Origin of the sequence: Rubeoparvulum massiliense (assembly GCF_001049895.1) — a bacterium.
GTDB classification, from domain to species: Bacteria; Bacillota; Bacilli; order Rubeoparvulales; family Rubeoparvulaceae; genus Rubeoparvulum; species Rubeoparvulum massiliense.
On record NZ_CVPE01000004.1, the window covers coordinates 500,206 to 523,836 of the forward strand.

Below are 23,631 nucleotides of genomic sequence, written 5' to 3' on the forward strand. Positions count from 1 at the left end.
GACTGTTTTTCATGGGGAGGGAAGCTTGTCGCAATATGAAAAACGCATCCCGTCAGGATGCGTTTTTAGATCGATATTTTATTTTAACGCTTGCCGTTCCCTCGCTTCCCTTCCGTATAGCGTTTCAGAGTGGCTAGACGCTCATCGCTATCCTTCATAAAACGAGTTAGCTTGTCTTCGAAAGATAAATCTTGGGGACGGGGACGTTGGTTCCGTTCACGTGAATTGCGCTTACGATTGTTCTCTGGGCTATAGCTGTCACTAGCCTGACGAATAGATAAACCAATCTTACCATCTGATTCGACACTGAGAACTTTCACGGTTACAACATCATTCACCTTGAGAAAGTCATGAATGTCCTTCACATAGTTGTCTGCAATCTCGCTAATGTGGACAAGACCAGTCACTCCATCCGGTAGTTCAACAAATGCACCGAAATTAGTGATCCCTGTAACTTTGCCTTGCAATTTAGTGCCCACTTCAATCGCCATGTAGAAAAAAATCCTCCTTAAAGATGATAAAAACACTCTTCATGTTCCATTATAAACGAAGGGAAAAATAACTGTCAATTTGATCAATACTTATTTGGGGAACTCAAAAATCATTTCTCCCGGTAAAGACATATAGTATTCTTTCCGTGCTAATTCTAAAAGATAGTCTTCGTCTTGAAGACGTTCAATCTGATAAGTAAGCTCCTCATACTGTGCTTTTACAATCGTTGCTTCTTTTGATAGCTGTTCTATCTGCTCCTTTTTTTCATCGAGCGCTGACTCTTGATGTTGATAGGTGACGAAAGCCCATGTACCATATATAAATAAAAGAAGAAGTATAATACGATTCCAGCGCTTCCTTCGACGAACCATTCCACGATTCATGGGTTCTCTCATCCCCTTCAGTCCTTGTGATTGTTCTCATCTTCATTGTCTGAGTTTCGATCCGTCCACCGTTGAATCCCCGGTAATTGTTTAATCCCTCTCCATAACAGGGAAGCAATCCACCTTAATGGTCCTAACACAATGCGGGTCAAACCCGTAAAGAACCAGAAGACTGCACCGACGATCATGATCAAACACGCGTAAAGTAGTCGGAGCGGAAATAGGATCACACGATACAGTAATAAAAAGCTGCTTTTTACAACTCTCCATATCAAAGATAGCATACCCTGGTAAAGCTTGACTATAGTCTGATGTAAAAAAAGGTAATAACCCAAGGATCCTGCAAAAAGAAAGCCCAAAAAATAGGGGCGTAATATCCCACCATTAAGATGGAACAACATCTTAAATGTAACCCAGGTGCCCACACCCCAAAATAGGAGGTCACTCACCCATTGAACCCAGGATGGAGTCCGCCATACCTTGCGGCTTGCCTGGATCACATCATATCCTGCACCCAAAAGAAATCCTACACCGAGCATACCAGCCGCTGTAATCAGTTGGATCTCTAAACTCACTTGAATAACCGTCCAAAGAGACCTTTCGCCTTTTCTCCATGCTGATCAAGATAACGCACTTCTCGACAAAGACCTTCAATGGCAAGTAGCCCTTGATCCAGACTTAAGGTTTTAATATGCAAGTTTTCGCCTTGCACGCTTAAAAACCCTGCTACCGTCTCTACTAAAAATTCATCACTATCAAAGCTCTCAACATGTATAACACCGGTAATCTCCATCTTTTTTCTTCCAACAATCATCACTTCATGCTGCTTCTGCTGCGCATTGGATGGGCGGCTGTTCATGTGCTTGACCCCTTTCCCTGACAGTGGATTACTGCCTGTACACTCTTTAGTACATGGTATGGAAAGGAGGATCAAAATAGAACTTTTACAGATAAAAAAGAGACTACAGCATGGTGTAGTCTTCATTGGATTGAATGGATTCTTCCTTAATCAGGCTATATAGCTCTTTCGCATCCTCCTTACGAGAATGTTCATTGAGCAGATCCACTCGTATCGTTAAGATTTTCTGGCCAAAACGAATCTCTAATTGGTCTCCAACTTTCACAATGCTGCTCGCTTTCGCCTCAAGTCCATTAATTTTAACGCGACCTTGATCGCATACTTCTTTAGCAAGAGTTCGCCTCTTAATAATTCTCGATACTTTAAGAAACTTATCTAGGCGCATCTTATTTGACTGCTTCTTTTAATTTATTACCAGGACGAAACGCAGGAACAACAGTTTCAGGAATTGTGATTTCTTTACCAGTTTGAGGATTACGACCAGTACGTGCTGCACGCTTACGTGTTTCAAATGTGCCAAAGCCAACAAATTGAACTTTGTCTCCATTTGCTAAGGCATTGGAAACCTCATCAAAGAATTGGCTTAAAACTTTCTCCACATCTTTTTTGGTCAAACCACTTTTTGCAGCAATGTTCCCTACAATCTCTTGTTTATTCATCCTAATAAGCCTCCTTTTTGGTGCTACCTACTCATATTCGAGTTGACTTGCTAAATTCCTTCTCTAGACACAATTTTTTCTCTATTTCTCTTTTTCATTCTGCTTTGCTGCTTGCCAATAGTATTCCAGCTCTTCAATGTTGCTTGCTTTCATGGAACCTCCATTTTGCTGAATCGCATGCTCTATGTATTGAAAGCGATGGGTGAATTTAAGATTGGCATTTGCTAATGCAGCCTCTGGGTCAATCTTGATAAAGCGGGCATAGTTGATCAGCGCAAAGAACAGATCACCCAGCTCTTCCTCTACCCGCTCAATGGACTCACCTTTCGCGTCTTCAACTTCCAATAACTCCTCATAAATCTTCTTCCAAATCTCCTCCGATTCAGCCCAATCAAAGCCTACCTTTGCAGCTTCCTTCTGTAATGCAATGGCCCGTTGCATCGCAGGAATGGAGACAGGAACGGAATTGAGCAATGAACTCACTTCCCCCTCTCGTTGCCTTTCTGCTTCTTTCAGTTCTTGCCAATTTTGAAGCACTTCATGCTCATCCTTCACATTCTTTGATCCAAAAACATGAGGATGACGATGGATCATCTTTTTATTTAATGTTTCGATCACATCATAGATTGAGAATTCGTCTGTCTCCTTGCCGATCTGTGCATGTAACATCACTTGCAATAAAAGATCCCCTAATTCCTCCTGAAGATGCTCCGGATCCTCTTCATCAATTGCATCAGCCACTTCATAAGCCTCTTCTAGTACATACTTACGTAAGGACTGATGCGTCTGTTTCTGATCCCAAGGGCAGCCTTCTGGTGAGCGGAGCTGGGCAATGATCTGCCGAAGCTGTTGGAAATGGCGAAGACGATCACCCATTTCCTCTGATTTCGGGACATAGACACAGGTTAAATTATTAAACAGATCATGATGATCCAATTGATAGAGGGGAACCTCTTGAATCTGTTCTTCTCCAGCAATGCCTAAGGCTGTTCCAATCACCACTGGGTATTCATCAGGATAATACTCCATTAATGTGAGTTTTACCTCTGAGGCTACCATCCGATCATACACCTGCATGATAATAAGGTGGAGATAAGGAGTAAACTGTTCTTCCTGTAAGCTTGTACCGTCAAGGACCACGCAACCATCTACAGGATCAACTTGAAAGGCCGTATATACTTGATCCAAAAAGCTTTGCCCTCCCATGATTTGGAGATGATATTGACTACCATTACCCGTTTCTGCCATTAACAAAAGCTTAACCGTCATCTCCGCCACCATGGGATGCCCAGGCACTACATAGGCCACATCCTGAGATTCTGCAGCATTTTTCAGTTCCGAAACAATGGCTACATAGACCTGTTGAAATGTTGGATATTTCACATAGTACTCATCGAACGAGATAATCGTCCCTGGGTAATCCCACTGTGAAAAGATCGGATGGTCTAATGTACGTGCATATAGATGGGGCTCCTGATAGATCTGCTGTAATAAGCCTGAGCTTAATTGGTTCAAGCCACCATAACCTACACCATAAATACGTATTTCGTGCATTTCAATCACCTCTTCATTGATGCCAATCTTCATATGCTTAGCGAATTAAACGCAATCTTTCCAGTAGCGGAATAAGACGATTGGCCTTTGGCACAACGCGTAAGTCTGTACGAACAATTGCACCAGTACGTAATAATGCAAGGGAGTAGCTAAGAACCCCAACCAAAACACCAACAATGGTAATGATCAACATCTGCCAACGATAGGAGAGTACTCCATATAGAGCCCATTGCAGCACTAAATCTGTAAGTGCAACGAGTACACCCATAATAAGGACAGAGAGCAAGGGCTTCCAGTAAAAGTCACGAAAATGAAAGCTTACTCCTGTATACTTGGCCAATGAACGCATATTCAAAAGCGCTGCTAAGCCATATGCCAGCACTGTAGAAATCGCTGCTCCCGTAATGCCCCATAGGGGAACAAGGAGAATATTTAAGATGATTTTTAGGCCAACACCAAAGAGCATATGAACAGCTGGCAAATAAACGCGGCCTAACCCCTGCAATATACCTGAAGATGTGATTACAATGGTGGAAAAAATAGTCATGAAGGCCAGTACCTGCATGGTAAATGTACCACTGTCATTCTGCCACAAGGTTACATTGATAGGCTCGCCTAATACAGCAAGTCCAACAGATGCTGCCAAGCCAATGATCAGGGTAAGACGTATCGCCAATTCTGTACGGATGCCAATTACTTTCATTTCCCCCTTTGCCTTCGCCTCTGCAATGGATGGAATCAATGCACTGGATAATGCCGTAGCAAAAAATGAAGCAAAGAGTACAAGGGGCATCCCTCTTCCATAGATACCCGTTTGTGTAATGGCATCCTCTTCTGGCCAATGAGCGATGGTAAGCATATTTTTGACCGTGGCGGAATCTGCTAATTGCATTAATGGCACCACCATGGCCCCGAAGCAGATCGGGATCGCAATGGTAAATAGCTCCTTAAGGATCTTCGTTGAAGATGACTCACTTATCTGATCTTGTTTGAATTGGACATAACGTTCCTGTTCCTTCCGAATATCCCGTTGGTAGTATAGCAGAATGAACAGAGCTGACGACGCACCCATAAAAGCACCAAACATGGCACCTGCTCCTGCATAGTAGACACCATACCCATGATTCATAAACCAGTACGCTAAGATTAGAATCGTAGCTACACGTACAATCTGCTCCACAACCTGCGAAACTGCTGTGGGCATCATATTTTGAAAGCCCTGAAAATAACCGCGCATTGCAGCGATTTGTGGGACGATCAAGATCGAGATCGAGATGACACGAATGGGTAATGTGAGCTTCGGATCACCCCACCATGTAGCAATCTGCTCTGCACCAAAAAAGAGGAGCAAAAAAGAGACCAAGCCTGTGAATCCCAAAAAAAGGCTACTCACCCGATAAACTTGCTTCGCGCCGATTGTATCTCCTATAACTAAGCGTTCAGAAACCAGCTTAGAAATTGCCATGGGGAAACCTGCTGTAGCAATAATTAGTAGCGTAGAATAGATGGGATAGACTTGATTATACACATAAAATCCATCATCACCTGTAATCGCTTTATATGGGAATCGATAAATTAAGCCAATGACCTTCGAAATAAATGCTGCCATGCCTAAAATGGCAGCACCCTTAATTAATTTTCTGCTTTCTCCACTCATAATGGTTGCGCTCCTCACTCAAAACTGCACCCATTATATCAGATTCAAACATAACTTTCATATAGCGCATTTGAATCGAGAAAATTCACCATAATCATCTCCTCTTCTGCAAAAGAAAAGCAGGTGTCGACACCTGCCTTGAATCCAAAATCGTAAATTTTATCTTTATTGCTCCATTTGTTTCGCGAGAAAATAAGCTGCTGTCTCAGCCATCTTCTCTTCCAATTCGCTAACCTGTTTCCCTTCCCGCTCAACTAGGATGACAGCACCAATTGGGTCACCCCCAGCGATGATAGGAGCGATAACAAAGCCTGAATAATGTTCAGTATAATCTTTAACTAATTCATAATCACCTTCACGATTTTCTATCGTGGTTTTCCGCTCTTCCATGCTTTGCTCCACAATGTCACTAATAGCCTTATCATGGTAATCCTTACGAGAGCCACCAGCTACTGCAATCACTGCATCTCGATCACTAATTAAGACTAATGAACGCAAACTTTCAAATAATGCTTCCGCATACTCCTTGGCAAAGTCGCCCAGTTCTCCAATGGGAGAGTATTTTTTTAAAATTACCTCACCATCACGGTCAACAAAAATTTCTAGGGGATCTCCTTCGCGAATTCGTAATGTTCTTCGAATCTCTTTAGGGATAACCACACGACCTAAATCATCGATGCGTCGAACTATGCCTGTCGCTTTCATGACGTGATGCCTCACTTTCTTGATGTAATCTTGCAAAGGACAACGCAGTCCTTTAATTGTTGTCTGCTGCTCACTCTGCCCTCCGTAAAAGTAGTATTTAACACCTTGATTGATAATATTCGCCAGTCTATATTGGTAGATCTTGTGTTGTTACAAGCAAAAAAAAGGAAAGGTAATAATACCTTTCCCAATCGAACCCATAAATATTGTTATTCCATCGTGATCTTTAATGATGGAGTCACTTCATTATCATACATATTTTGGTAGGCCCAGCCACCCAGAGATTGTTGAGCTAAATACTCTTTTGCCTCTGTTTTCGGTACCATGGTTCTAGCTTCTACACGCATTACATGGTATCCATAGTCCGTACGAACAGCTTTTACTTCATTCAACTCCATATTGAGAGCGGCTTCTTTAAATTCAGGGACCCATTGAAATACTGGGGCGTCTTCATAGATTCCACCTTGTTCTTTACTCCCTGGATCCTCAGACTTCTCTTGAGCCAGTGCTGCCATATCTGCTCCACCCTTGATTTGCTCAACCAGTTGTTCAGCTTCCTTCTTGACATCCTCCTCACTCCGAGAATTGAAAGCGATGAGAATATGACGTACAGATGCCTTGGTAAATAACTCAGGATAATCCGCATAGGTCTTATCAATATTGGTGGATAGTGAATCTACATGATTTTTTAATCCTTCTTGTGCAAGGGCTACGATCCGCATTTGTTCAATGATTTGATCCTTGGTAATATCTAGCTTATCCTTTAATGTTTTCATCATCTCTTCTTCAGAGATACCTAAAGCACCTGTCAGTGTTTGAATATAATTGTTATATTGTTCTTCCACATTTTTTTGTAAGTCCTTGGGCTCTTCTTTTACAGAATCAGCCAGGATCTGATTCATAACCATGGATTCTAACAACATCTTTCGGATGGATGGGTCATTGATTTGTGTTGCTAGATCAAAATAAGTGAAAGCTTGTACATGTAAATAGGACTGGAATTCACCAGCCGTATAGGTCTTATCCTTATAGGTAGCGACTACTTGATCAGGATTGTCTGACACCTTTTCCACAGTGGGTAGGAGTTCAGCGAGCGATGGAGCTTTTTGTGCTTCACCTGCTGCATTCCCTTGTTGCTCTGTTGCTGTTTTATTTTCTTCTGCTTTTTTCTCTGAATTCCCACAGCCAGCTGTTAGTGTAACTAATAATGTGCTACTTAGAAGCACCATTCCTAATTTCTTTACAATACTCATGCGGTTTTGTCCTCCTCAAAGACTTGATTTAGCCCGTCCAAAAAGCGATCCAAGATGGTTATTTTCTCTTGTTCAGACAAACCCTGTTTTTTAACAAAAACATGGATTTGTTCTCCTGAAGAAATGGCCAATCGCCTCGATTCCACCTTCATCATATGCTCCAACAAGCGTGCGCCATTCAATTGCTTCCCGCGAACAGGCTGGAGCGTTACCTTAATACGTTGCTCGTCTTCTTGAATTTGCGGGATGTGATTACAATAACAATAGACGCGGATTTTTGCAACTGTGAGTAAATTTTGGACGGCTAATGGTGGTTCACCATACCGGTCTACCATTTCATCAATTAAATCCTGTAGGGCCTCCATATTCGTAATACTTGCAATACGCTTATACATCTCGATTTTTTGACGATTATCTTCGATATAAGTGGAGGGAAGGTAGGCATCGATCTTCAGATCGATCTCAGGTTGGAAGGGTTCTTCTTCCTGTTCTCCCTTCAATTCACGAATGGCATCTTTTAGCATCTTCGTATAAAGATCAAGTCCTACCGAAGCGATGAATCCATGTTGCTCAGAACCTAATAAATTTCCTGCTCCACGAATAGCTAAATCTCGCATGGCAATTTTAAACCCCGAACCGAGCTGTGTAAACTCTTTGATCGCTTGAAGTCGTTTCTCCGCGTCTTCTCTCAATACCTTGTTCCTTTGATACATAAAGTACGCATAGGCAATACGATTGGAGCGCCCGACACGTCCACGTAGCTGATAGAGCTGAGATAGTCCTAAACGGTCTGCATCATGGATAAGCAGTGTATTCACATTAGGAATATCCACACCACTTTCGATAATGGTGGTACTCACCAGTACATCAAACTGTCCATCCAAAAAATCTAGCATAATCCGTTCTAGTTGATGTTCACCCATCTGCCCATGGGCATAGACCACCCTGGCATTGGGCACCAAAGCAGCAATCTGTTCTGTCATACGTTCTATCCCATCTACACGATTGTAGAGATAAAATACTTGCCCATTGCGGGCTAGCTCGCGTTCAATGGCTTCCCGTACCAGTGCTGGTGTGTATTCAACCACATAGGTTTGTACAGGAAAGCGATTTTCTGGAGGGGTCTCAATTACAGAAAGGTCACGTACACCTAACATGGACATATGAAGTGTACGTGGGATCGGTGTTGCTGTTAAGGTGAGCACATCTACATTGGTCTTTAGCTGCTTTATTCTTTCTTTGTGCTTCACACCAAAACGTTGCTCTTCATCCACAATGAGTAAACCAAGATCGCGGAATTGGACGTCGCTGGATAAGAGACGATGAGTACCAATCACAATATCTACGGTGCCTTCCTTCAAGCCCTTTAGGATCTCTTGCTGTTCCTTCCGAGTACGGAAGCGGCTAAGGGCTCTAATTTCTAAGGGGAAACCAGCAAAGCGTTGACGGAAGGTTTCTTCATGCTGTTGAGCCAAAATGGTAGTAGGAACCAGAACTGCTACTTGTTTTCCTTCCATCGCCGCTTTAAAAGCTGCTCGCATGGCCACCTCTGTCTTCCCATAACCTACATCCCCGCACAATAGTCGATCCATGGGCTGTGGGCTCTCCATATCTCGCTTTATCTCTTCAATGGTTCGCAATTGATCAGGAGTCTCTTCATAGGGGAATAATGATTCAAAGGCCCGTTGATCCTCACTGTCCCGTTCAAATGCATAGCCTTTTGCTGCTTCTCGCTTCGCATAGAGTTGGATGAGATCTTGAGCAATGTCTTGTACAGATGCTTTGACTTTGCTTTTTGTCCGCTTCCATTCACTTCCTCCAAGACGGTTCACCTTAGGAGGACGCTCATCGCCACCTAAATATTTCTGTACTTGATCAATTTGGTCAATGGGTACATAGAGCCGATCTTCACCCGCATAATGGATGTTTAAATAGTCCTTATGAATGCCTTCAACTTCTAAGGTTTCGATCCCAAGATATCTTCCGATCCCGTGATTGATATGAACCACATAATCTCCCGGTTGCAACTCTTGGTAACTCTTAATACGCTCTGTATTATCGATTTGGACCTGCTTCCGCTTGGGCTGTTTTTTTTGTACAAATACTTCCTCTTCTGTAACAACCACAAAGCGGTGAAAGGGTAATTCGAAGCCGCTCTGCAGCTGACCAAGAAAGATCGTAGGATGACTGGGTAATGATTCTCCTACACCATGTAAGACCAGATCCACATCCATCTGATAATCATGTAATACATGCTGTAGACGTTGCGCCCGCTCCTTGTCAGAAGCACAGAAGAGTATCGTCATTCCTTCCTTACGCCAGCGCTGCATCTCTGTCTTTAAGACATGGATTTGCCCATGAAACTGTTGCATGGAACGACTTGTATAATTGGCTACATTGGCAACATGCGATTTTGCTACCTGCTTTAAGAAGAGGGAAATGTAAAGAATCGGATGTTGATAGTGAGATTTCCATTCTTCATAGCGAATCGATAGAGTGGCTCCAGGTAGCATCTCTCCGATCTGCGTCATCCCGATCTGCCATTCGGCTTCCTCTAGCTCGAGCCGTTGTGCTGAATCTTGAACTCTCGACGGTTCATCGATAATGAGAATGGTATCTTTCCCCATATAATCTAGTAAAGTATTTTTTTCAGGATATAATAATTCGGCATATTTATAGATTCCTGAAAAATATTCTCCGCTTTTTAATAAAAAAGCCTCATGGCTTAATTTATCCTGCAATTGTTGACGTACATCATGATCACCGATGATGGAAGCGATACCTTCTATTTGACGATTCAACTCTTCTGCAGCCTTCTGCATACGTTCACCCGTAACCAATACCTCTCTTGCAGGAACGATCCAAACCGTATCTACTTCTTGAATAGAGCGTTGTGTCTCAACTGAAAAGGTACGCATTGAATCAATTTCCACATCGAATAATTCGATCCGAACTGGATTCTCCTCAAGCATGGGAAAAATATCTAAGATGCCTCCGCGAAGGCTAAATTCTCCTGGCTTTTCAACGAGATCGACTCTCTCATAGCCTTGTAATAAAAGACGAGGAAGGAGCTCAGTGAGATTCAACTCTTCATCTTTACTTATTAAAAATTGCTGATCGAGCCATAGCGAGGCTGGTGGTAAGATCCGTCGCACCCCTGCAAAGGGAGTGATCACAATGGTCGATTTTTTTTGCAGTAATCTGCTTTGAATCTGAATCCTTTGCGCCATTACCTCTGGGCTAGCAGCCACAACTTCTGAGACGATCAACTCATTCACGGGATAAAGAAACACATCATCTGGAGAGACAATGCTAGAGAGATCATCATATACCTTTTGTGCTTGAAACATATTATGCGTTACGATTAACTGCGAGCGTCCGGTCTGTCTATATAGCGCAGCAAGAAAGAGGTGACGGGATGAACCGGATAAACCAGCCACCAACTGTTCGCGTAATCCCCTTCGTATACCCTCTGATATCGTCTGAAATTGGGGGTCTTGATGAAATAATTGATAGATTCCCTCCATCTTTCTCCTCCTTGCTTATACAGTAATCGTGATTTAAGGCGTGTATGAGCCATACAATCTACACAGCAAATAAGCCCTAGCAGAGGGGATGCCAAGGCTATTTTGCTTCATTGCAAAGGCGTTGACTGTAAATGTAACTCTGGATGACGTTCCAAGGCTTCCTGACAATGTTCACAAATAATCTGGACATGTATCTCGCCATTCTCTTGGTATTGGAGAATCTCCTGACGTTCCTCAATCGTAAGGCAGTCGAAGCCAAGAGCACGCTCCGTTACTTGAGTAGGATCTAGATGACCAATCATCGTGCCACAGGAGCGACAAATATATTTCATCCTTATCCTATGCCTCCTTGCCCATCATGATACCTTTTAGTATGGGCAAGTGACTACCAATTCATACGAAGGGGATCAGCCCTTCCCATTATAGCGATTCATCGCAGAGATAAAATCGTTTTGCAGCCATACTTGAACAGCTTCCACTGCATTAGAAATAGCACTGCTTATCTGCTCCCGATCCTCTGGAAAGAAGGGTTGCAAAACATAATCTTTCACATCGCCAAACTGGGGTCGACCAATGCCTATTTTGATTCGTTTGAAGTCAGAGGTACCCAGATGCTGGATAATGGATTTCATACCATTATGTCCACCTGCGCTTCCTTTCTCCCGTAAGCGTAGACGACCTACAGATAAATCAAGATCATCATAGATAACCACGAGATCATCAATGGCAATGTCAAAATAGTGAAGAAGAGGACCTACACACTCCCCTGATAGATTCATGTAAGTAAGAGGCTTACAGAGTAATACCTTCTCTTGATTCACAACACAAGTGGCATATAAGCCTTGAAACTTCTCTTTTTGAATGGATGTACCCCACTTCTCCGCCAGTTGATCAACCGCCATAAATCCAACATTATGGCGAGACGTAGCATAACGAGGACCGGGATTTCCAAGACCAACAATACATTTCATTACAGGTTACACCTACCATATCAATTGATTCGCTTCATTGGGAATAGCAGAAAGGCGCAACCAACGTTACGCCTACTGGATCAATCAAAAAGTTTGCTCACGGATAACTCTTCATGGACACGTATAATGGCTTCTGCAATAAGTGGTGCAACAGAAAGAATGACCATCTTGTCCATCTTCTTTTCTGGTGGCATGACAATGGTGTCAGTGACTACCAATTCTTTGATGGGAGAGTTTTCAATCCGTTCCATTGCTGGTCCAGATAATACTGGATGAGTACAGCAAGCATAGACGCTCTTGGCTCCATGATCAATTAAGGCCTGGGCTGCAAGTGTAATGGTTCCAGCAGTATCTATAATATCATCGATGAGAATTGCATGCTTACCATCAATGCTCCCCACAATATTCATCACTTCAGCGACATTCGGTGCTGGGCGGCGCTTATCGATAATCGCAATGGGAGCCTTTAGATATTCAGCTAATTTGCGAGCACGCGTTACCCCACCATGATCAGGAGAGACCACTACCACATCATCAAGGTTCTTCTCCCTGAAGTATTCAGCCAAAATGGGAACACCTAAGAGATGATCCACGGGGATATTAAAGAAACCTTGAATCTGAGTTGCATGGAGATCCATGGTGATAATCCGATCTGCTCCTGCAGTTTCAATTAAATTGGCTACTAATCGAGCTGTAATCGGATCCCTTGCCCGAGCTTTACGGTCTTGCCGTGCATACCCATAGTAAGGAATGACCACATTGATGCCTTTTGCTGATGCACGCTTGAGCGCATCTAGCATCACTAATAGTTCCATTAAATTTTCATTGACAGGATAGGATGTAGGTTGAATCACATAGACATCACAACCCCGTACACTTTCATTTAACTTAACTTGGATCTCACCATCACTAAAATGGGTTACATCTGCTTGCCCAAGGGGAACACCAATGTGTTCTGCAATGGCAGCTGCCAATCCTGGATTTGCATTGCCAGTAAACACCTTTAATTTTGGATCTCGATACGTAGCCATGAAAACAATACCCTCCATTTAGTTGTCTTTATTTATTTTGTTCTTTCCCATGTTTGGACATTAATTTAGGTACATATCCTTCTTTGTTAACCTGACGAGCACGTGCTATGGCTAGCGCTTCTGTGGGTACATCCTCTGTAACAGTAGAACCTGCAGCTACATAAGCATGATCTCCCACTTGGACAGGTGCCACCAAGTTGGAATTACATCCAATAAAAGCATGATCTCCAATCACAGTGCGATGCTTATTCACACCATCATAATTAACACTGATTACACCACAGCCGATATTGCTGAACTGCCCAATTGTTGTATCACCAACATAGCTCAGATGAGGTACTTTGGTTCCCTCACCTACAATGGTTTTCTTTAACTCAACAAAGTCACCGATTTTAGCCCGTGGACCTACCTGAGAGCCTGGACGGATATAGCTGAAGGGACCCACTTTGGCGTCTTCCATTATTTCACTTTCTAGCACTACACTCCGCTCGACGATAACCCCATCGGCTACTCTTGTATCACGCAGTTGTGTATCCGGACCGATCACACAATCCTCACCGACTACTGTTTCCCCATCGAGATAAGTATTGGGATAGAGCACCGTATCCCTGCCGATCTTAACATCAGGACCAATGTAAGTAGTTGCTGGATTAATCATGGATACCCCATTCATCATATGAGAATGGTTAATCTGTCTTTGCATAATCTCTTGCGCCTTCGCTAAAGCTACTCGATCATTTACACCGATAATCTCATCTTCATTCTCTGCAGGGCAAGCCACAATTAAATCCCCTGCACGTTGGAAAATCTCGATCACATCGGTGAGGTAGTATTCACCTTGAGCATTCTTATTGTCCACTTGCTTTAAGGCCTCAAATAGCTTCTCATTATTGAAACAATAGGTTGCTGTATTAATCTCGTTAATGGTCCGCTCTTCCTCTGTCGCATCCTTATGTTCTACAATCCGAGCTACATAGCCGTCCTCATTGCGAATAATCCGACCATAGCCTGTCGGATCCTTGACATAACTAGTCAAGATGGTTGCTACAGCTTGGTGCTCTTCATGCATTTGGAGAATGCGCTTATAGGTCTCAACAGTAATACATGGAGTATCCCCACAAACAACGAAAGTGACACCAGGTTTTCCAGCAAGTAAGGGCTCTGCCATCATCACTGCATGGGCCGTACCCTTCTGCTCTTTCTGGGTCACAAAATGAATGGGATCCTTCACATATTCACGTAATTGATCGGGCTTGTCACGAATAACTGCGATAGGTTCTGCAAAGCCGGCCTGACGAATCCGATCCACAACATGGGCAAGCATCGCTTTTCCACACACAGGTTGCAACACCTTGTTCACTTTGGACTTCATACGGGTACCTTGACCAGCAGCCAAAATGATGGCGTATTTTTCGCTCATACAATTCCTCACTTCCCCATAGTTATTCCATTTTGACTATATCTCAAACCTTCCTCTTTTTCAAGAAAAGAGTCATAAAAAAAGGAGCTCGATATGAGCCCCTTTTTTCATTCGATTAATTACGCTGTTACTTCGTGTTGCTCTTCTTGATCCAATTCTCCTTGACGTTCAAATTCTGCCAATACCGCAGATTGAATTTTTTCGCGAGTCGCCGATGAAATGGGATGTGCAATATCGCGGAACTCACCATCTGGCGTGCGCTTCGATGGCATGGCAACGAACAAACCGTTATTTCCGTCAATTACACGAATGTCATGGACAACAAATTCGCCATCAATGGTAATGGAGGCAATCGCCTTCATTCTTCCGTCAGTATTGACACGGCGGAGTCTTACATCAGTTACTTCCACAGCTTGTTTCACCACCTTTTCCCAAAAAGAGAAGTTACCTACTATTTCCACGCAGTATGTTCGAAATCCTTCTTTTTTTCAAAAAAAATTTACGAATCTGCCATAGGTTCTTCGTTAGGGAAAAGGAATCTATTTTACATATGCAATACATTCCATCTCGATTAATACATCCTTCGGTAACCGGCAAACCTCTACAAGGCTTCGTGCCGGATGGTGTTGGGAGAAATACTCACCATAGATTTGATTTACCGTTTGGAAGTGATTCATATCTCGAACAAAGATGGTTACCTTCGCTACATCTTCTAAGGAAGATCCACTAGCCTTGAGAATTGCTTTGATGTTCTCTAGAACCTGCACTGTCTGTTCTTCAATGGTAGCGCCTGCTAACATCCCATCTGCTTGTAGCGGAATTTGCCCGGATAAAAAAAGGAACTCTCCTGCTCGGATCGCTTGTGAATAAGGGCCAATCGCTTGAGGCGCCTCACTGGTTTTGATGATATCCATCCTGCAATCCCCCGTATCTTATTGAAAGTAATTTCCTAACCCAACCTTAAGATTACCTTCCTTAGAATTCCAACTCGTAATGCGGGCTAGTGAAATATAGTCATCCACTAGTCGCTCTCCATCTACATAATTCTCTACGAAGACGCCTACTCCAGCTACGCGTGCATCAAATTCATGGAGCAATTGAATCATCCCATGAATGGTGCTCCCTGCCTTCATGAAATCATCAATAATTAAGATGCGCTGTTGCTCTCGGATAGCTCTACGAGCCATCCACATCGTCTGAATACGTTTCTGAGAACCAGATACATAGTTGATGCTTACTGCTGACCCTTCTGTCACCTTACTATCTCTTCGCACGATGACCACAGGAACATTTAAGTATTCTGCAGTAGCATAGGCAAGAGGAATACCCTTGGTTTCAATGGTCATGACACAATCGATCTCTTGTTGAGCAAACCGTGCAGAAAAAAGGCGTCCTATCTGCTTCACATAATGGGGGTTTGCTAAGAGATCACTCATATAGAGATATCCACCCGGTAGGATACGCATGGGATCCTGTAGCTTATCACATAATGGCATTAACCATTCCTTGGCTTCCCGCTCAGCTACAGAAGGGATAAACCTTACACCACCTGTAGCACCAGCCAATGTTAAAAGCTGACCAATCCCCTCTTGTTCAAAAACCTCTTTAATAATCGTTAGATCTTCACTGATTGAAGATTTAGCCGCTTGATACTTATCACCAAAGGTCTTCAATGCAATCACTTGTTGTGGGTGATTCAACAAGTAGTGAGTCATATGGACAAGCCGAGCACTCCTGCGCAGTTTACTCATGTCCAACCTCCAAAGTACGAATATTATATTACCAATATATCAAATTCGTACGTGTTTTAAAAGATTCAATTCAATTTATCATGAAGGATGTACTTGAAAGACGAACAATATACACATTGCGACAAAAGCCACGAAGGCTATTATTGATCCTTTGTGCCCGTGTTCGTCTTTGCGCGATGGCGTAAACGGTTGGCCCACTACCAGACATCAGCACTCCATCTGCACCTGCACGAAGCATACAGTCGCGAATCCTGCGCACCTCGGGATAGAGTTGAACGGTAACCGGCTCCAGCATATTGGAAAGGTTCTGACACACTAAGGAAAGCGAGCCTTTCTCTAAGGCCTGAAGCATCATGGCTGTTTTTGGCTCTATCTGTTGCTCATGCTTGGAAAATTGCTGATAAATCTCAGCAGTACTTACGCCTAAATCTGGTTTAGCCAAAACTACCCAGACCTTTGGAGGGTTCGGAACTGTGGTGACTAGTTCTCCTCTCCCCTTCGCCAATGCCGTTCCTCCTTGTACGCAAAAAGGTACATCTGATCCTAGTTGTGCACCCAATAATTTCAATTCCTCTAATGACAGCCCGAGATTCCATAAGCGATTACAACCGCGTAACGTCGCTGCAGCATCACTGCTCCCACCTGCAAGCCCTGCGGCAACAGGAATCCGCTTTTCAATACGGATGGTTACTCCCACAGGTTTATCCGCTTTTTGTTGAAGAAGAGCGGCTGCTTGATACGCTAGGTTCCGCTGATCTGTAGGAACAAAACCCTCATTACACTCGATGACAATTTTCTCGTCCCCACGAGCGATCAGCTCAATCCGATCTGCCAGATCAATGGTGGTCATGATCATTTCCACATCGTGATAACCATCTTCCCTTAGACCTAGCACATCCAATGTTAAATTGATTTTTGCCGAAGCTTTTTCAAATACTCGTTCCATTATCTCACCTACTTCTACGTGTTGCCCATCTATTGTATCATTCGCATATCATTGGTGCTAGTAACACCTTTTTTATTTTAATGAATGATGATCTTGAAAAGGTCGGGTCAAATTGACCCGACCATCCCATCAATTCAATGTCTTAGTTTTCAGCTTACAAGATGCGATGCAGTTACTTCTGGTGCTCCCGAGCCAGTGCTTCTTCTGCAATTTCAATTGCTCGCTTTACCATGTTCCCTGCATCCCTCGTGGTGATTCCGCCCCATCCTTCACGCTGAACCGTATCATAGAAGCCAAGTTCCTTTGCCAGTTCCTCTTTAAAGCGATCGGACATAATCCCCCTACGTCGAGCCATCCCTTCAGCCCCCTTCTCGAATTGATGGGTATGCTTATTCTGCGATCAAAATGTTCCTCCTATACAGTTAGAGATGCTGGTAACGAAAACGGGCTGCTGTTAATAACAGCAACCCGTTAAACCACTTGGCACATCATAGCACCTATTGTTCGTATGAAATTGTGAATCTTTGTCCGTCTTGTCCACAAATGGTGAGTTCCACAGTTTTGGTTAATACATCTGCGTAGCTATATGAAACTCGTTCGAATGCATGCTTCTCTTCATCTAGCTTAATAATAAAAACGGACGGATACGTTCTCTCTAATACTCCAGAACGCTCAACCGTCTTTCTCCGGCCACCATTGGCGCGTAGTAAGATATGCTGCCCAATGTGTGCATCCAAACTTCGCTTAATGGCACCCAATGCATTATTTGCCATCTCTAGAACCACCTCGCTCACATACCATCCTACCACAGAAGTCTCAGTTTGTCAAAAAATATTTAATTATAGCAACTGGACATTCTTCGTGTCAATACATATTGTGTGAATTAGGTAAGATTTTTATGTGAGCGTTATTTTTTTATTTTATTGGTGCTTCCGTTTCAAGTAGCCAATTGGTCATTTCAGCAAATTCAGTGATCGAGAAGGTCTCTGCTCTCCGTTTCATATCAAGGTCTAGCTCACTGCCAAGGCGTTGAGTCCACACCTTCCCATCCTTAGCAAAAAGATTCATAGACAGATTATTACTGATCATCTTCCGTCTTTGTGTAAAGGCTGCACGAATCACCTTTTGGAAGAGCTCATGATCACATACTTGAACACGTGGCTCCGGAAGAAGCTTTAAACGGATCACAATAGAATCCACATTCGGCGCAGGGACAAAGACCTTACGAGAAACAGTAAAGAGCTTCTCTACATCTGCATAATACTGACATGCAATACTTAAGGATCCGTATGCCTTGCTCCCTGGTGCTGCTGCTAATCGCTCAGCTACTTCTTTTTGCATCATGACCACAATGGACGTGAACTGCTGGTTCGTTTCCTCTAAGAGTTTCATCAAGATAGGCGTTGTGATGTAATAAGGCAAATTAGCTACCACATGGATATCCGAACAATCTGCAAAATGCTGAGCAAGAATCGGTGCAAGTTCAACAGCTAAGACATCCCCATGAATAACCTCCACATTCTTATACTCCTGAAGACTCTCACGAAGAATGGGCAGTAGACGTTGATCGATTTCAATAGCTACCACCTTGCCAGCACGCTTCGCAAGCTGTTCTGTGAGTGCCCCAATTCCTGGTCCAATTTCTAGAACACCCGATTGCGGCGTAAGATCTGCTGATTCAGCAATTCGATTTAAGGTATTGGGATCGATTAAAAAGTTTTGACCTAAGCTCTTTTTGAATGAAAATCCATACTTTTCTAACAGTACTTTGGTTCTGGACTTCGTTGCGATCTCCTTCATAGGCACTCCTTCTCATGCTCCATTTGTTCAATCGCTTGATAAAATTCACCTGCACTGATACAAAAAAGCGTGAGTCGCTTATAAAATTGTTGTGCATTACCATAACCAATGCCTAGAATTTCACCGAGGCGTTCACGACGCTTCTTCGCATTCGTTCCACCGATGAGACCTAAGGTGAGCATTTCATCCCAAGAAATCGACGTTTCCATCGCTCCAGTATCCCATTCTGTTCGAGCCTGCTCAAGAGCGGTACGAATCGCTTCAGGCGATGCATTTTCCACACCTATATCACCATGCTTTGTTGCAGCATCCACCGTTAAAAATGCGTGCTTACATCCCGGTACATGATGGCTAATGATTTTTCGAATCCGTTCGCCTGCATAGTCTGGATCGAGGAATAGTATAACCCCTCTTCGCTCTTGGGCAAGATGAACCTTCGCTAACACGCGCTCATCCACCGCGCTTCCTCCTGTTTCAATCGTATCCGCTTCAACAGCCTGTTGAACAGCGATGGTATCATTTCTGCCTTCGACCACAATCACTTCTCGTAGCATTAATATCATTTCTCCTCAAAAAAACAAACAGGGATAACCCTGTTTCTAGGAATTTGGTTTTTCTGGACCAATCAGATATACAGTATAGCCTTTCTTCAAACCAAAGCCATTGGCCGCTTCATCACTCGGTAAATAAAGATCAATTCGTTTGCCTTTTACGGCACTCCCTGTATCTTCAGCACGACGGAGCCCATATCCTTCAATATAGACCCACCAGCCAAGGGGAATGACCTTTGGATCAACAGCAATGGTTTGGTTCTCTTTTACCTTTCTCCCTGTTGCCGTAATCCCATAGCCTGGATCTTCAGGTGTTTTGCCAGTATGCTCCACCCCTGCTCCATAAGCTGTCAGCTCCACATTTTCTAAGATCTGACGTGGTTCAAAGCGAACTCCCGATTGAACAATCTCTACCTCTTTCAAGATGTGAGAGACCGGCTCATCATTCACAAAAGTAACCTCGTACCAATGCTGCAAATCCCCTGACGCTGGCTGTTCAATCTCAGGTTGTGCCACCACCGAAGAAACAGCAGCAGTACGAATGGTTTTCCGCTTCTGCTCCATCTGTTCACTAGATAAAAGTTCCTGATGAACTCGCGTGATTGATATAGACATCGCTTCAGAAATGGGATTATCAAGTGTTGGATCCACTTGATCCATGCTGCCTAAAGTAAGCTTCTGCGAATGCAGTAAGGCTTGTACAGTGGGTTCTGTCGTTTTAACTTGTATAACCTCGTCAGCACCTACAAATAGGGTTACCGATTTCGCCCTTAAATATTGAATGGTCATGCCATCCTTCAATTTTTGATCAAGCGTTGGAAAGATATAATCCTCTGCGATCGGTTCTATTCCTAATTCATTGAATACTTCTCCCACAGTACGACCTTCCGTACTTATTTCCTTTCGCCCGTCCTCTGTAACAAGAGTTACTTGATACTCACGGGGAATAACAAAATATAGCATGATGGTCACCATGCCAACTACCACAAGGGCGCAGGTAGATTTTTTGAGCCAAAGGCCCTTAAACTTATTTAATTCTAGATGCACCATTCATATTCCTCCTTGTAAACGAAGGAAATTATAGGTCATTGAAGAAGATTTGTCAAATTTGCTTCTTCCTTTCCACCTACATCCCCATCATATGCTGGGGATTATGCATCTAGAATAAGCAGTCCACCTATGGTAGCCCAAGTAATCTCTTTGCATTCTCCGATGTGATCTGACCCAGCTCTTCTACCGGTAGTTGACGTAACTCAGCGATAGCCTCCGCTACGTATTGGACATAAGCGGACTCATTACGCTTGCCCCGAAATGGTGTAGGCGTTAAATAGGGGCAATCAGTTTCAATGAGTAGACGGTCAAGCGGCACTTGAGTAGCTACTTCCTTAGGTCTCTTTGCATTTTTAAAGGTAACAGGTCCCCCAAAGGAGAGGTAGAAGTTAAGATTTAAACACTCCTGAGCCAGCTCCCAGCTCCCACTAAAGCAATGCATAATACCTCCAACCTCTTCTGCATGCTCTTCTCGCAGAATGGTAAGGAGATCCTCATGAGCATCGCGGTTATGGATGATAATTGGCATCTTTACCTTGCGTGCTAAGCGGATCTGCTGACGAAATACTTCTTGCTGTACTTCTCGTGGCGAAGTATCCCAATAGTAATCTAAGCCGATCTCCCCGATAGCTACCACCTTAGGGTGATGAGTAAGCTCTTCAATCCATTGGAGATCCTCTGGGTTCATATCCTTGGCATCTTGTGGATGCCATCCAACTGCTGCATAAATAAAATCATAGCGTTCAGCCAGCTCAAGGGTGGTAGGAATCGTTTCATGATTAAATCCCACATTGATGATGTACTGTAAACCAGCTGCTTGTGCACGCTCAATCACCGCTTCTTGATCCTCGATAAACTGCTCATCATTTAAGTGGGCATGGGTGTCAATTAGCACTTGTACTCCCTCGCTTTCTCAACCACTCAATTCACTTGACTTCCTAGAGGAATCTCCTCAGCTACCGTAGCCAAGGTCAGCTTCTCATCATCAGGAGTGGCAGCTGCCAGAATCATGCCTTGTGATAATTCTCCACGCAATTTTGCAGGTTTAAGATTAGCCACCACAATGACCCTCCGACCCACCAACTCCTCTGGTTGGTAATACTTGGCGATTCCTGAGATCACTTGCCTTGTTTCAAAGCCGAGATCTACTTGTAAGCGGAGGAGTCGATCGGCTTTTTCCATCTTTTCCGCTTTAATAATCTGCCCTACTCGGAAATCAAGGGGAGTAAATTGATCGTAGGTGATTTCTGGCTTTAAGGCTTCACTGTCATTCGCTTCCTTTTTCTCCTGATCGTTGGCTTCTGTAGGCTTATTGCCTATAAACGCTTGAGTAAGGATATAATGAACCTCTTCCTCTAAGTCCAAGCGTGGGAAGAGTGGATCTCCTTTTTGGACATGCGTTCCAGCTGGTAGTCCACCAAAGGTATCTAAGGCTGGCCATGCCTTTAAGCTCGAGTCAGTAACGCCTAGTTGCTTCCAAATCTCCTCCGCAGTTGTTACCAATACAGGCTGGATCAAGGTAGCAATGATTCGAAGATTTTCTGCTAAATGATAAAGAACACTTCCTAATACCGCTTGTTGCTCCTCATCCTTCGCTAGCTTCCAAGGCATTGTATCATCAATGTATTTATTAGTTTGATGAACCAATTGCCAGATCGCTATTAATGCTTGGGAAAACTCCATATTATCCATGTGGACTTCTACCCGCTGGATCGTCTCTTTTACCAGGTTTTGCAGCGGCTCATCATATGGTGTTGCATTCAATTGATAGGGTGGTAAAACGCCATCACAATATTTTTCAATCATCGTGACTGTCCGATGGAGTAAATTTCCTAAATCGTTGGCTAAATCATAATTGAATCGTTCAACAAAGCCCTCTGGTGTAAATACCCCATCTGCCCCAAATGGTACTTCTCGTAGTAGATAATACCGGTAGGCATCTAGTCCATAACGATCCACCAATGGTACAGGGTCTACCACATTCCCTTTCGATTTCGACATTTTTCCATCCTTCATTAAGAACCAACCGTGGGCCACTACCTTTTTCGGAAGGGGTAAATCCAAGGCCATTAACATAATGGGCCAATAAATCGTATGGAAGCGGGAGATCTCCTTGCCCACCACGTGGACATCTGCTGGCCAATACTTGTTAAACAGGCTCGCATCATCAGAGCCATAGCCTAATGCTGTAATATAATTGACCAACGCATCGATCCAAACATAGATCACATGCTTCGGATTGCCTGGAACCTTAATTCCCCAATCAAAAGTGGTACGGGAAACACATAGATCTTCCAAACCAGGCTTAATAAAATTGTTGATCATCTCTGCTTTCCGATTGACTGGCTGGATAAAGTCAGGGTGACCCTCGTAATATTGTAGCAACCGATCAGCATACTTACTCATGCGGAAGAAATACGACTCTTCCTTAACTGTTTGAACAGGACGTCCGCAATCAGGACAATTTCCTCCTGCTTCTGCTACTTGTGTTTCAGTCCAGAATGATTCGCAGGGGGTACAATAGAGTCCTTCATACTCTCCTAAATAGATATCGCCATGGTCAAGGAAGTACTGGAAAATTTTCTGTACTACTTTTGTATGGCGCTCCTCAGTTGTTCGGATAAAATCATCATAGCGAATATCTAGCTTACCCCATAACTCACGAATTCCACTGACGATCTCATCTACATACCGCTGGGGCGTAACGCCCTTTTCCTTCGCTTTGGTTTCAATTTTTTGCCCATGCTCATCTGTTCCTGTTAAAAAGTAAACGTCATAGCCACGTTGTTCCTTATAGCGCTTCATCACATCGCAAGCAATCGTTGTATACGTGTGGCCAATATGAAGTTTGCCGCTGGGATAATAGATTGGTGTAGTGATATAAAATGTTGGTTTACTCATCCTTCTTCACGCTCCTCTTCAATAAATAAAAAAGCTCTCATCCCACATGGGACGAGAGCTACTCGCGGTACCACCCAACTTTTTATCTCCTTCACAGAAGATAACTCAATAGGTCGTAACA

26 protein-coding genes and 1 other annotated feature (1 of these 27 only partly in view) are annotated in these 23,631 nt (G+C 43.4%); all 26 genes read right to left on the bottom strand.

From position 1 onward, the window contains the following. Positions 1–83: 83 nt before the first annotated feature. The gene (locus BN1691_RS05090; protein WP_048601115.1) at positions 84–491 is read right to left on the bottom strand and encodes a S1 domain-containing RNA-binding protein; all 408 of its coding nucleotides are present in this window, start codon (positions 489–491) and stop codon (positions 84–86) included. Between the two features lie 90 nt (positions 492–581). Further along, positions 582–875: an FtsB family cell division protein gene (locus BN1691_RS05095; protein WP_048601116.1), complete on the bottom strand. Its 294-nt coding sequence runs from the start codon at positions 873–875 to the stop codon at positions 582–584. A gap of 17 nt (positions 876–892) precedes the next feature. Beyond that, entirely contained in the window at positions 893–1,450 is a 558-nt protein-coding gene (gene yabQ, locus BN1691_RS05100; protein ID WP_048601117.1) for a spore cortex biosynthesis protein YabQ, read from the bottom strand. After that, positions 1,447–1,734 carry a sporulation protein YabP gene (yabP, locus tag BN1691_RS05105; RefSeq protein WP_048601118.1) on the bottom strand — a complete coding sequence of 96 codons (288 nt, stop codon included), beginning with the start codon at positions 1,732–1,734 and terminating at the stop codon, positions 1,447–1,449. Before yabP ends, yabQ begins: the two co-directional genes overlap by 4 nt. A gap of 103 nt (positions 1,735–1,837) precedes the next feature. Further along, a complete protein-coding gene (locus BN1691_RS05110) occupies positions 1,838–2,119 on the bottom strand; it encodes an RNA-binding S4 domain-containing protein (protein ID WP_048601119.1) in 282 nt (93 codons plus the stop codon). A gap of 1 nt (position 2,120) precedes the next feature. Continuing rightward, positions 2,121–2,393: an HU family DNA-binding protein gene (locus BN1691_RS05115; RefSeq protein WP_048601120.1), complete on the bottom strand. Its 273-nt coding sequence runs from the start codon at positions 2,391–2,393 to the stop codon at positions 2,121–2,123. A gap of 81 nt (positions 2,394–2,474) precedes the next feature. Beyond that, positions 2,475–3,947 (bottom strand): bifunctional methyltransferase/pyrophosphohydrolase YabN, encoded by a 1,473-nt coding sequence (gene yabN, locus BN1691_RS05120; RefSeq protein ID WP_048601121.1) that lies wholly within the window; start codon positions 3,945–3,947, stop codon positions 2,475–2,477. A 37-nt stretch (positions 3,948–3,984) separates the two neighbouring features. Further along, complete coding sequence (locus tag BN1691_RS05125; protein WP_048601122.1) at positions 3,985–5,604, bottom strand: putative polysaccharide biosynthesis protein; 1,620 nt, start codon at positions 5,602–5,604, stop codon at positions 3,985–3,987. Positions 5,605–5,769: 165 nt separating this feature from the next. After that, on the bottom strand, positions 5,770–6,309 hold the full coding sequence (gene spoVT / locus BN1691_RS05130; RefSeq protein ID WP_048601123.1) for a stage V sporulation protein T: 540 nt from the start codon (positions 6,307–6,309) through the stop codon (positions 5,770–5,772). 209 nt (positions 6,310–6,518) lie between these two features. After that, positions 6,519–7,562 carry a peptidylprolyl isomerase gene (locus tag BN1691_RS05135; protein WP_048601124.1) on the bottom strand — a complete coding sequence of 348 codons (1,044 nt, stop codon included), beginning with the start codon at positions 7,560–7,562 and terminating at the stop codon, positions 6,519–6,521. Continuing rightward, positions 7,559–11,089 (bottom strand): transcription-repair coupling factor, encoded by a 3,531-nt coding sequence (gene mfd / locus BN1691_RS05140; protein WP_048601125.1) that lies wholly within the window; start codon positions 11,087–11,089, stop codon positions 7,559–7,561. Before mfd ends, BN1691_RS05135 begins: the two co-directional genes overlap by 4 nt. Before the next feature lie 107 nt (positions 11,090–11,196). Beyond that, the gene (locus BN1691_RS05145) at positions 11,197–11,421 is read right to left on the bottom strand and encodes an anti-sigma-F factor Fin (protein ID WP_269431174.1); all 225 of its coding nucleotides are present in this window, start codon (positions 11,419–11,421) and stop codon (positions 11,197–11,199) included. Between the two features lie 75 nt (positions 11,422–11,496). Next, the gene (pth, locus tag BN1691_RS05150; protein WP_048601127.1) at positions 11,497–12,060 is read right to left on the bottom strand and encodes an aminoacyl-tRNA hydrolase; all 564 of its coding nucleotides are present in this window, start codon (positions 12,058–12,060) and stop codon (positions 11,497–11,499) included. Between the two features lie 80 nt (positions 12,061–12,140). Further along, on the bottom strand, positions 12,141–13,091 hold the full coding sequence (locus BN1691_RS05155; RefSeq protein WP_048601128.1) for a ribose-phosphate diphosphokinase: 951 nt from the start codon (positions 13,089–13,091) through the stop codon (positions 12,141–12,143). A 28-nt stretch (positions 13,092–13,119) separates the two neighbouring features. Then, positions 13,120–14,511 carry a bifunctional UDP-N-acetylglucosamine diphosphorylase/glucosamine-1-phosphate N-acetyltransferase GlmU gene (gene glmU / locus BN1691_RS05160; protein ID WP_048601129.1) on the bottom strand — a complete coding sequence of 464 codons (1,392 nt, stop codon included), beginning with the start codon at positions 14,509–14,511 and terminating at the stop codon, positions 13,120–13,122. A 119-nt stretch (positions 14,512–14,630) separates the two neighbouring features. Then, entirely contained in the window at positions 14,631–14,921 is a 291-nt protein-coding gene (gene spoVG / locus BN1691_RS05165) for a septation regulator SpoVG (protein WP_048601211.1), read from the bottom strand. A 129-nt stretch (positions 14,922–15,050) separates the two neighbouring features. After that, on the bottom strand, positions 15,051–15,425 hold the full coding sequence (locus tag BN1691_RS05170; RefSeq protein ID WP_048601130.1) for a RidA family protein: 375 nt from the start codon (positions 15,423–15,425) through the stop codon (positions 15,051–15,053). Positions 15,426–15,443: 18 nt separating this feature from the next. Beyond that, positions 15,444–16,262 carry a pur operon repressor gene (purR, locus tag BN1691_RS05175; protein ID WP_048601131.1) on the bottom strand — a complete coding sequence of 273 codons (819 nt, stop codon included), beginning with the start codon at positions 16,260–16,262 and terminating at the stop codon, positions 15,444–15,446. Positions 16,263–16,332: 70 nt separating this feature from the next. Beyond that, positions 16,333–17,208: a 4-(cytidine 5'-diphospho)-2-C-methyl-D-erythritol kinase gene (gene ispE / locus BN1691_RS05180; RefSeq protein ID WP_048601132.1), complete on the bottom strand. Its 876-nt coding sequence runs from the start codon at positions 17,206–17,208 to the stop codon at positions 16,333–16,335. Between the two features lie 172 nt (positions 17,209–17,380). Then, positions 17,381–17,563, bottom strand: coding sequence for a small, acid-soluble spore protein, alpha/beta type (locus BN1691_RS05185; protein WP_048601133.1), 183 nt, complete (start codon positions 17,561–17,563; stop codon positions 17,381–17,383). A gap of 142 nt (positions 17,564–17,705) precedes the next feature. Further along, complete coding sequence (gene veg / locus BN1691_RS05190; protein ID WP_048601134.1) at positions 17,706–17,981, bottom strand: biofilm formation stimulator Veg; 276 nt, start codon at positions 17,979–17,981, stop codon at positions 17,706–17,708. A 142-nt stretch (positions 17,982–18,123) separates the two neighbouring features. Next, positions 18,124–19,008 (bottom strand): 16S rRNA (adenine(1518)-N(6)/adenine(1519)-N(6))-dimethyltransferase RsmA, encoded by an 885-nt coding sequence (gene rsmA, locus BN1691_RS05195; protein ID WP_048601135.1) that lies wholly within the window; start codon positions 19,006–19,008, stop codon positions 18,124–18,126. Further along, entirely contained in the window at positions 19,005–19,562 is a 558-nt protein-coding gene (gene rnmV / locus BN1691_RS05200) for a ribonuclease M5 (RefSeq protein WP_048601136.1), read from the bottom strand. Before rnmV ends, rsmA begins: the two co-directional genes overlap by 4 nt. 45 nt (positions 19,563–19,607) lie before the next feature. Then, a complete protein-coding gene (locus BN1691_RS14520; RefSeq protein ID WP_048601137.1) occupies positions 19,608–20,609 on the bottom strand; it encodes a 3D domain-containing protein in 1,002 nt (333 codons plus the stop codon). A gap of 127 nt (positions 20,610–20,736) precedes the next feature. Then, on the bottom strand, positions 20,737–21,504 hold the full coding sequence (locus tag BN1691_RS05210; RefSeq protein WP_048601138.1) for a TatD family hydrolase: 768 nt from the start codon (positions 21,502–21,504) through the stop codon (positions 20,737–20,739). Between the two features lie 26 nt (positions 21,505–21,530). Next, positions 21,531–23,510, bottom strand: coding sequence for a methionine--tRNA ligase (metG, locus tag BN1691_RS05215; RefSeq protein WP_048601139.1), 1,980 nt, complete (start codon positions 23,508–23,510; stop codon positions 21,531–21,533). Positions 23,511–23,554: 44 nt separating this feature from the next. After that, positions 23,555–23,631 (bottom strand) — a binding site (T-box leader) (it continues 174 nt past the right edge of the window).

What these genes read in the sequence shown, in the direction of transcription:
- ispE (WP_048601132.1), bottom strand. Translation starts at nt 17,208, where the DNA reads ATGGAACGAGTATTTGAAAAAGCTTCGGCAAAAATCAATTTAACATTG.
- BN1691_RS14520 (WP_048601137.1), bottom strand. Translation starts at nt 20,609, where the DNA reads ATGGTGCATCTAGAATTAAATAAGTTTAAGGGCCTTTGGCTCAAAAAA.
- yabP (WP_048601118.1), bottom strand. Translation starts at nt 1,734, where the DNA reads ATGAACAGCCGCCCATCCAATGCGCAGCAGAAGCAGCATGAAGTGATG.
- rsmA (WP_048601135.1), bottom strand. Translation starts at nt 19,008, where the DNA reads ATGAAGGAGATCGCAACGAAGTCCAGAACCAAAGTACTGTTAGAAAAG.
- purR (WP_048601131.1), bottom strand. Translation starts at nt 16,262, where the DNA reads ATGAGTAAACTGCGCAGGAGTGCTCGGCTTGTCCATATGACTCACTAC.
- metG (WP_048601139.1), bottom strand. Translation starts at nt 23,510, where the DNA reads ATGAGTAAACCAACATTTTATATCACTACACCAATCTATTATCCCAGC.
- mfd (WP_048601125.1), bottom strand. Translation starts at nt 11,089, where the DNA reads ATGGAGGGAATCTATCAATTATTTCATCAAGACCCCCAATTTCAGACG.
- BN1691_RS05185 (WP_048601133.1), bottom strand. Translation starts at nt 17,563, where the DNA reads ATGGCTCGACGTAGGGGGATTATGTCCGATCGCTTTAAAGAGGAACTG.
- yabN (WP_048601121.1), bottom strand. Translation starts at nt 3,947, where the DNA reads ATGCACGAAATACGTATTTATGGTGTAGGTTATGGTGGCTTGAACCAA.
- BN1691_RS05095 (WP_048601116.1), bottom strand. Translation starts at nt 875, where the DNA reads ATGAATCGTGGAATGGTTCGTCGAAGGAAGCGCTGGAATCGTATTATA.
- BN1691_RS05135 (WP_048601124.1), bottom strand. Translation starts at nt 7,562, where the DNA reads ATGAGTATTGTAAAGAAATTAGGAATGGTGCTTCTAAGTAGCACATTA.
- pth (WP_048601127.1), bottom strand. Translation starts at nt 12,060, where the DNA reads ATGAAATGTATTGTTGGTCTTGGAAATCCCGGTCCTCGTTATGCTACG.
- BN1691_RS05170 (WP_048601130.1), bottom strand. Translation starts at nt 15,425, where the DNA reads ATGGATATCATCAAAACCAGTGAGGCGCCTCAAGCGATTGGCCCTTAT.
- BN1691_RS05110 (WP_048601119.1), bottom strand. Translation starts at nt 2,119, where the DNA reads ATGCGCCTAGATAAGTTTCTTAAAGTATCGAGAATTATTAAGAGGCGA.
- rnmV (WP_048601136.1), bottom strand. Translation starts at nt 19,562, where the DNA reads ATGCTACGAGAAGTGATTGTGGTCGAAGGCAGAAATGATACCATCGCT.
- BN1691_RS05125 (WP_048601122.1), bottom strand. Translation starts at nt 5,604, where the DNA reads ATGAGTGGAGAAAGCAGAAAATTAATTAAGGGTGCTGCCATTTTAGGC.
- BN1691_RS05090 (WP_048601115.1), bottom strand. Translation starts at nt 491, where the DNA reads ATGGCGATTGAAGTGGGCACTAAATTGCAAGGCAAAGTTACAGGGATC.
- spoVT (WP_048601123.1), bottom strand. Translation starts at nt 6,309, where the DNA reads ATGAAAGCGACAGGCATAGTTCGACGCATCGATGATTTAGGTCGTGTG.
- veg (WP_048601134.1), bottom strand. Translation starts at nt 17,981, where the DNA reads ATGGCAAATAATGCATTGGGTGCCATTAAGCGAAGTTTGGATGCACAC.
- BN1691_RS05155 (WP_048601128.1), bottom strand. Translation starts at nt 13,091, where the DNA reads ATGGCTACGTATCGAGATCCAAAATTAAAGGTGTTTACTGGCAATGCA.
- BN1691_RS05115 (WP_048601120.1), bottom strand. Translation starts at nt 2,393, where the DNA reads ATGAATAAACAAGAGATTGTAGGGAACATTGCTGCAAAAAGTGGTTTG.
- BN1691_RS05145 (WP_269431174.1), bottom strand. Translation starts at nt 11,421, where the DNA reads ATGAAATATATTTGTCGCTCCTGTGGCACGATGATTGGTCATCTAGAT.
- glmU (WP_048601129.1), bottom strand. Translation starts at nt 14,511, where the DNA reads ATGAGCGAAAAATACGCCATCATTTTGGCTGCTGGTCAAGGTACCCGT.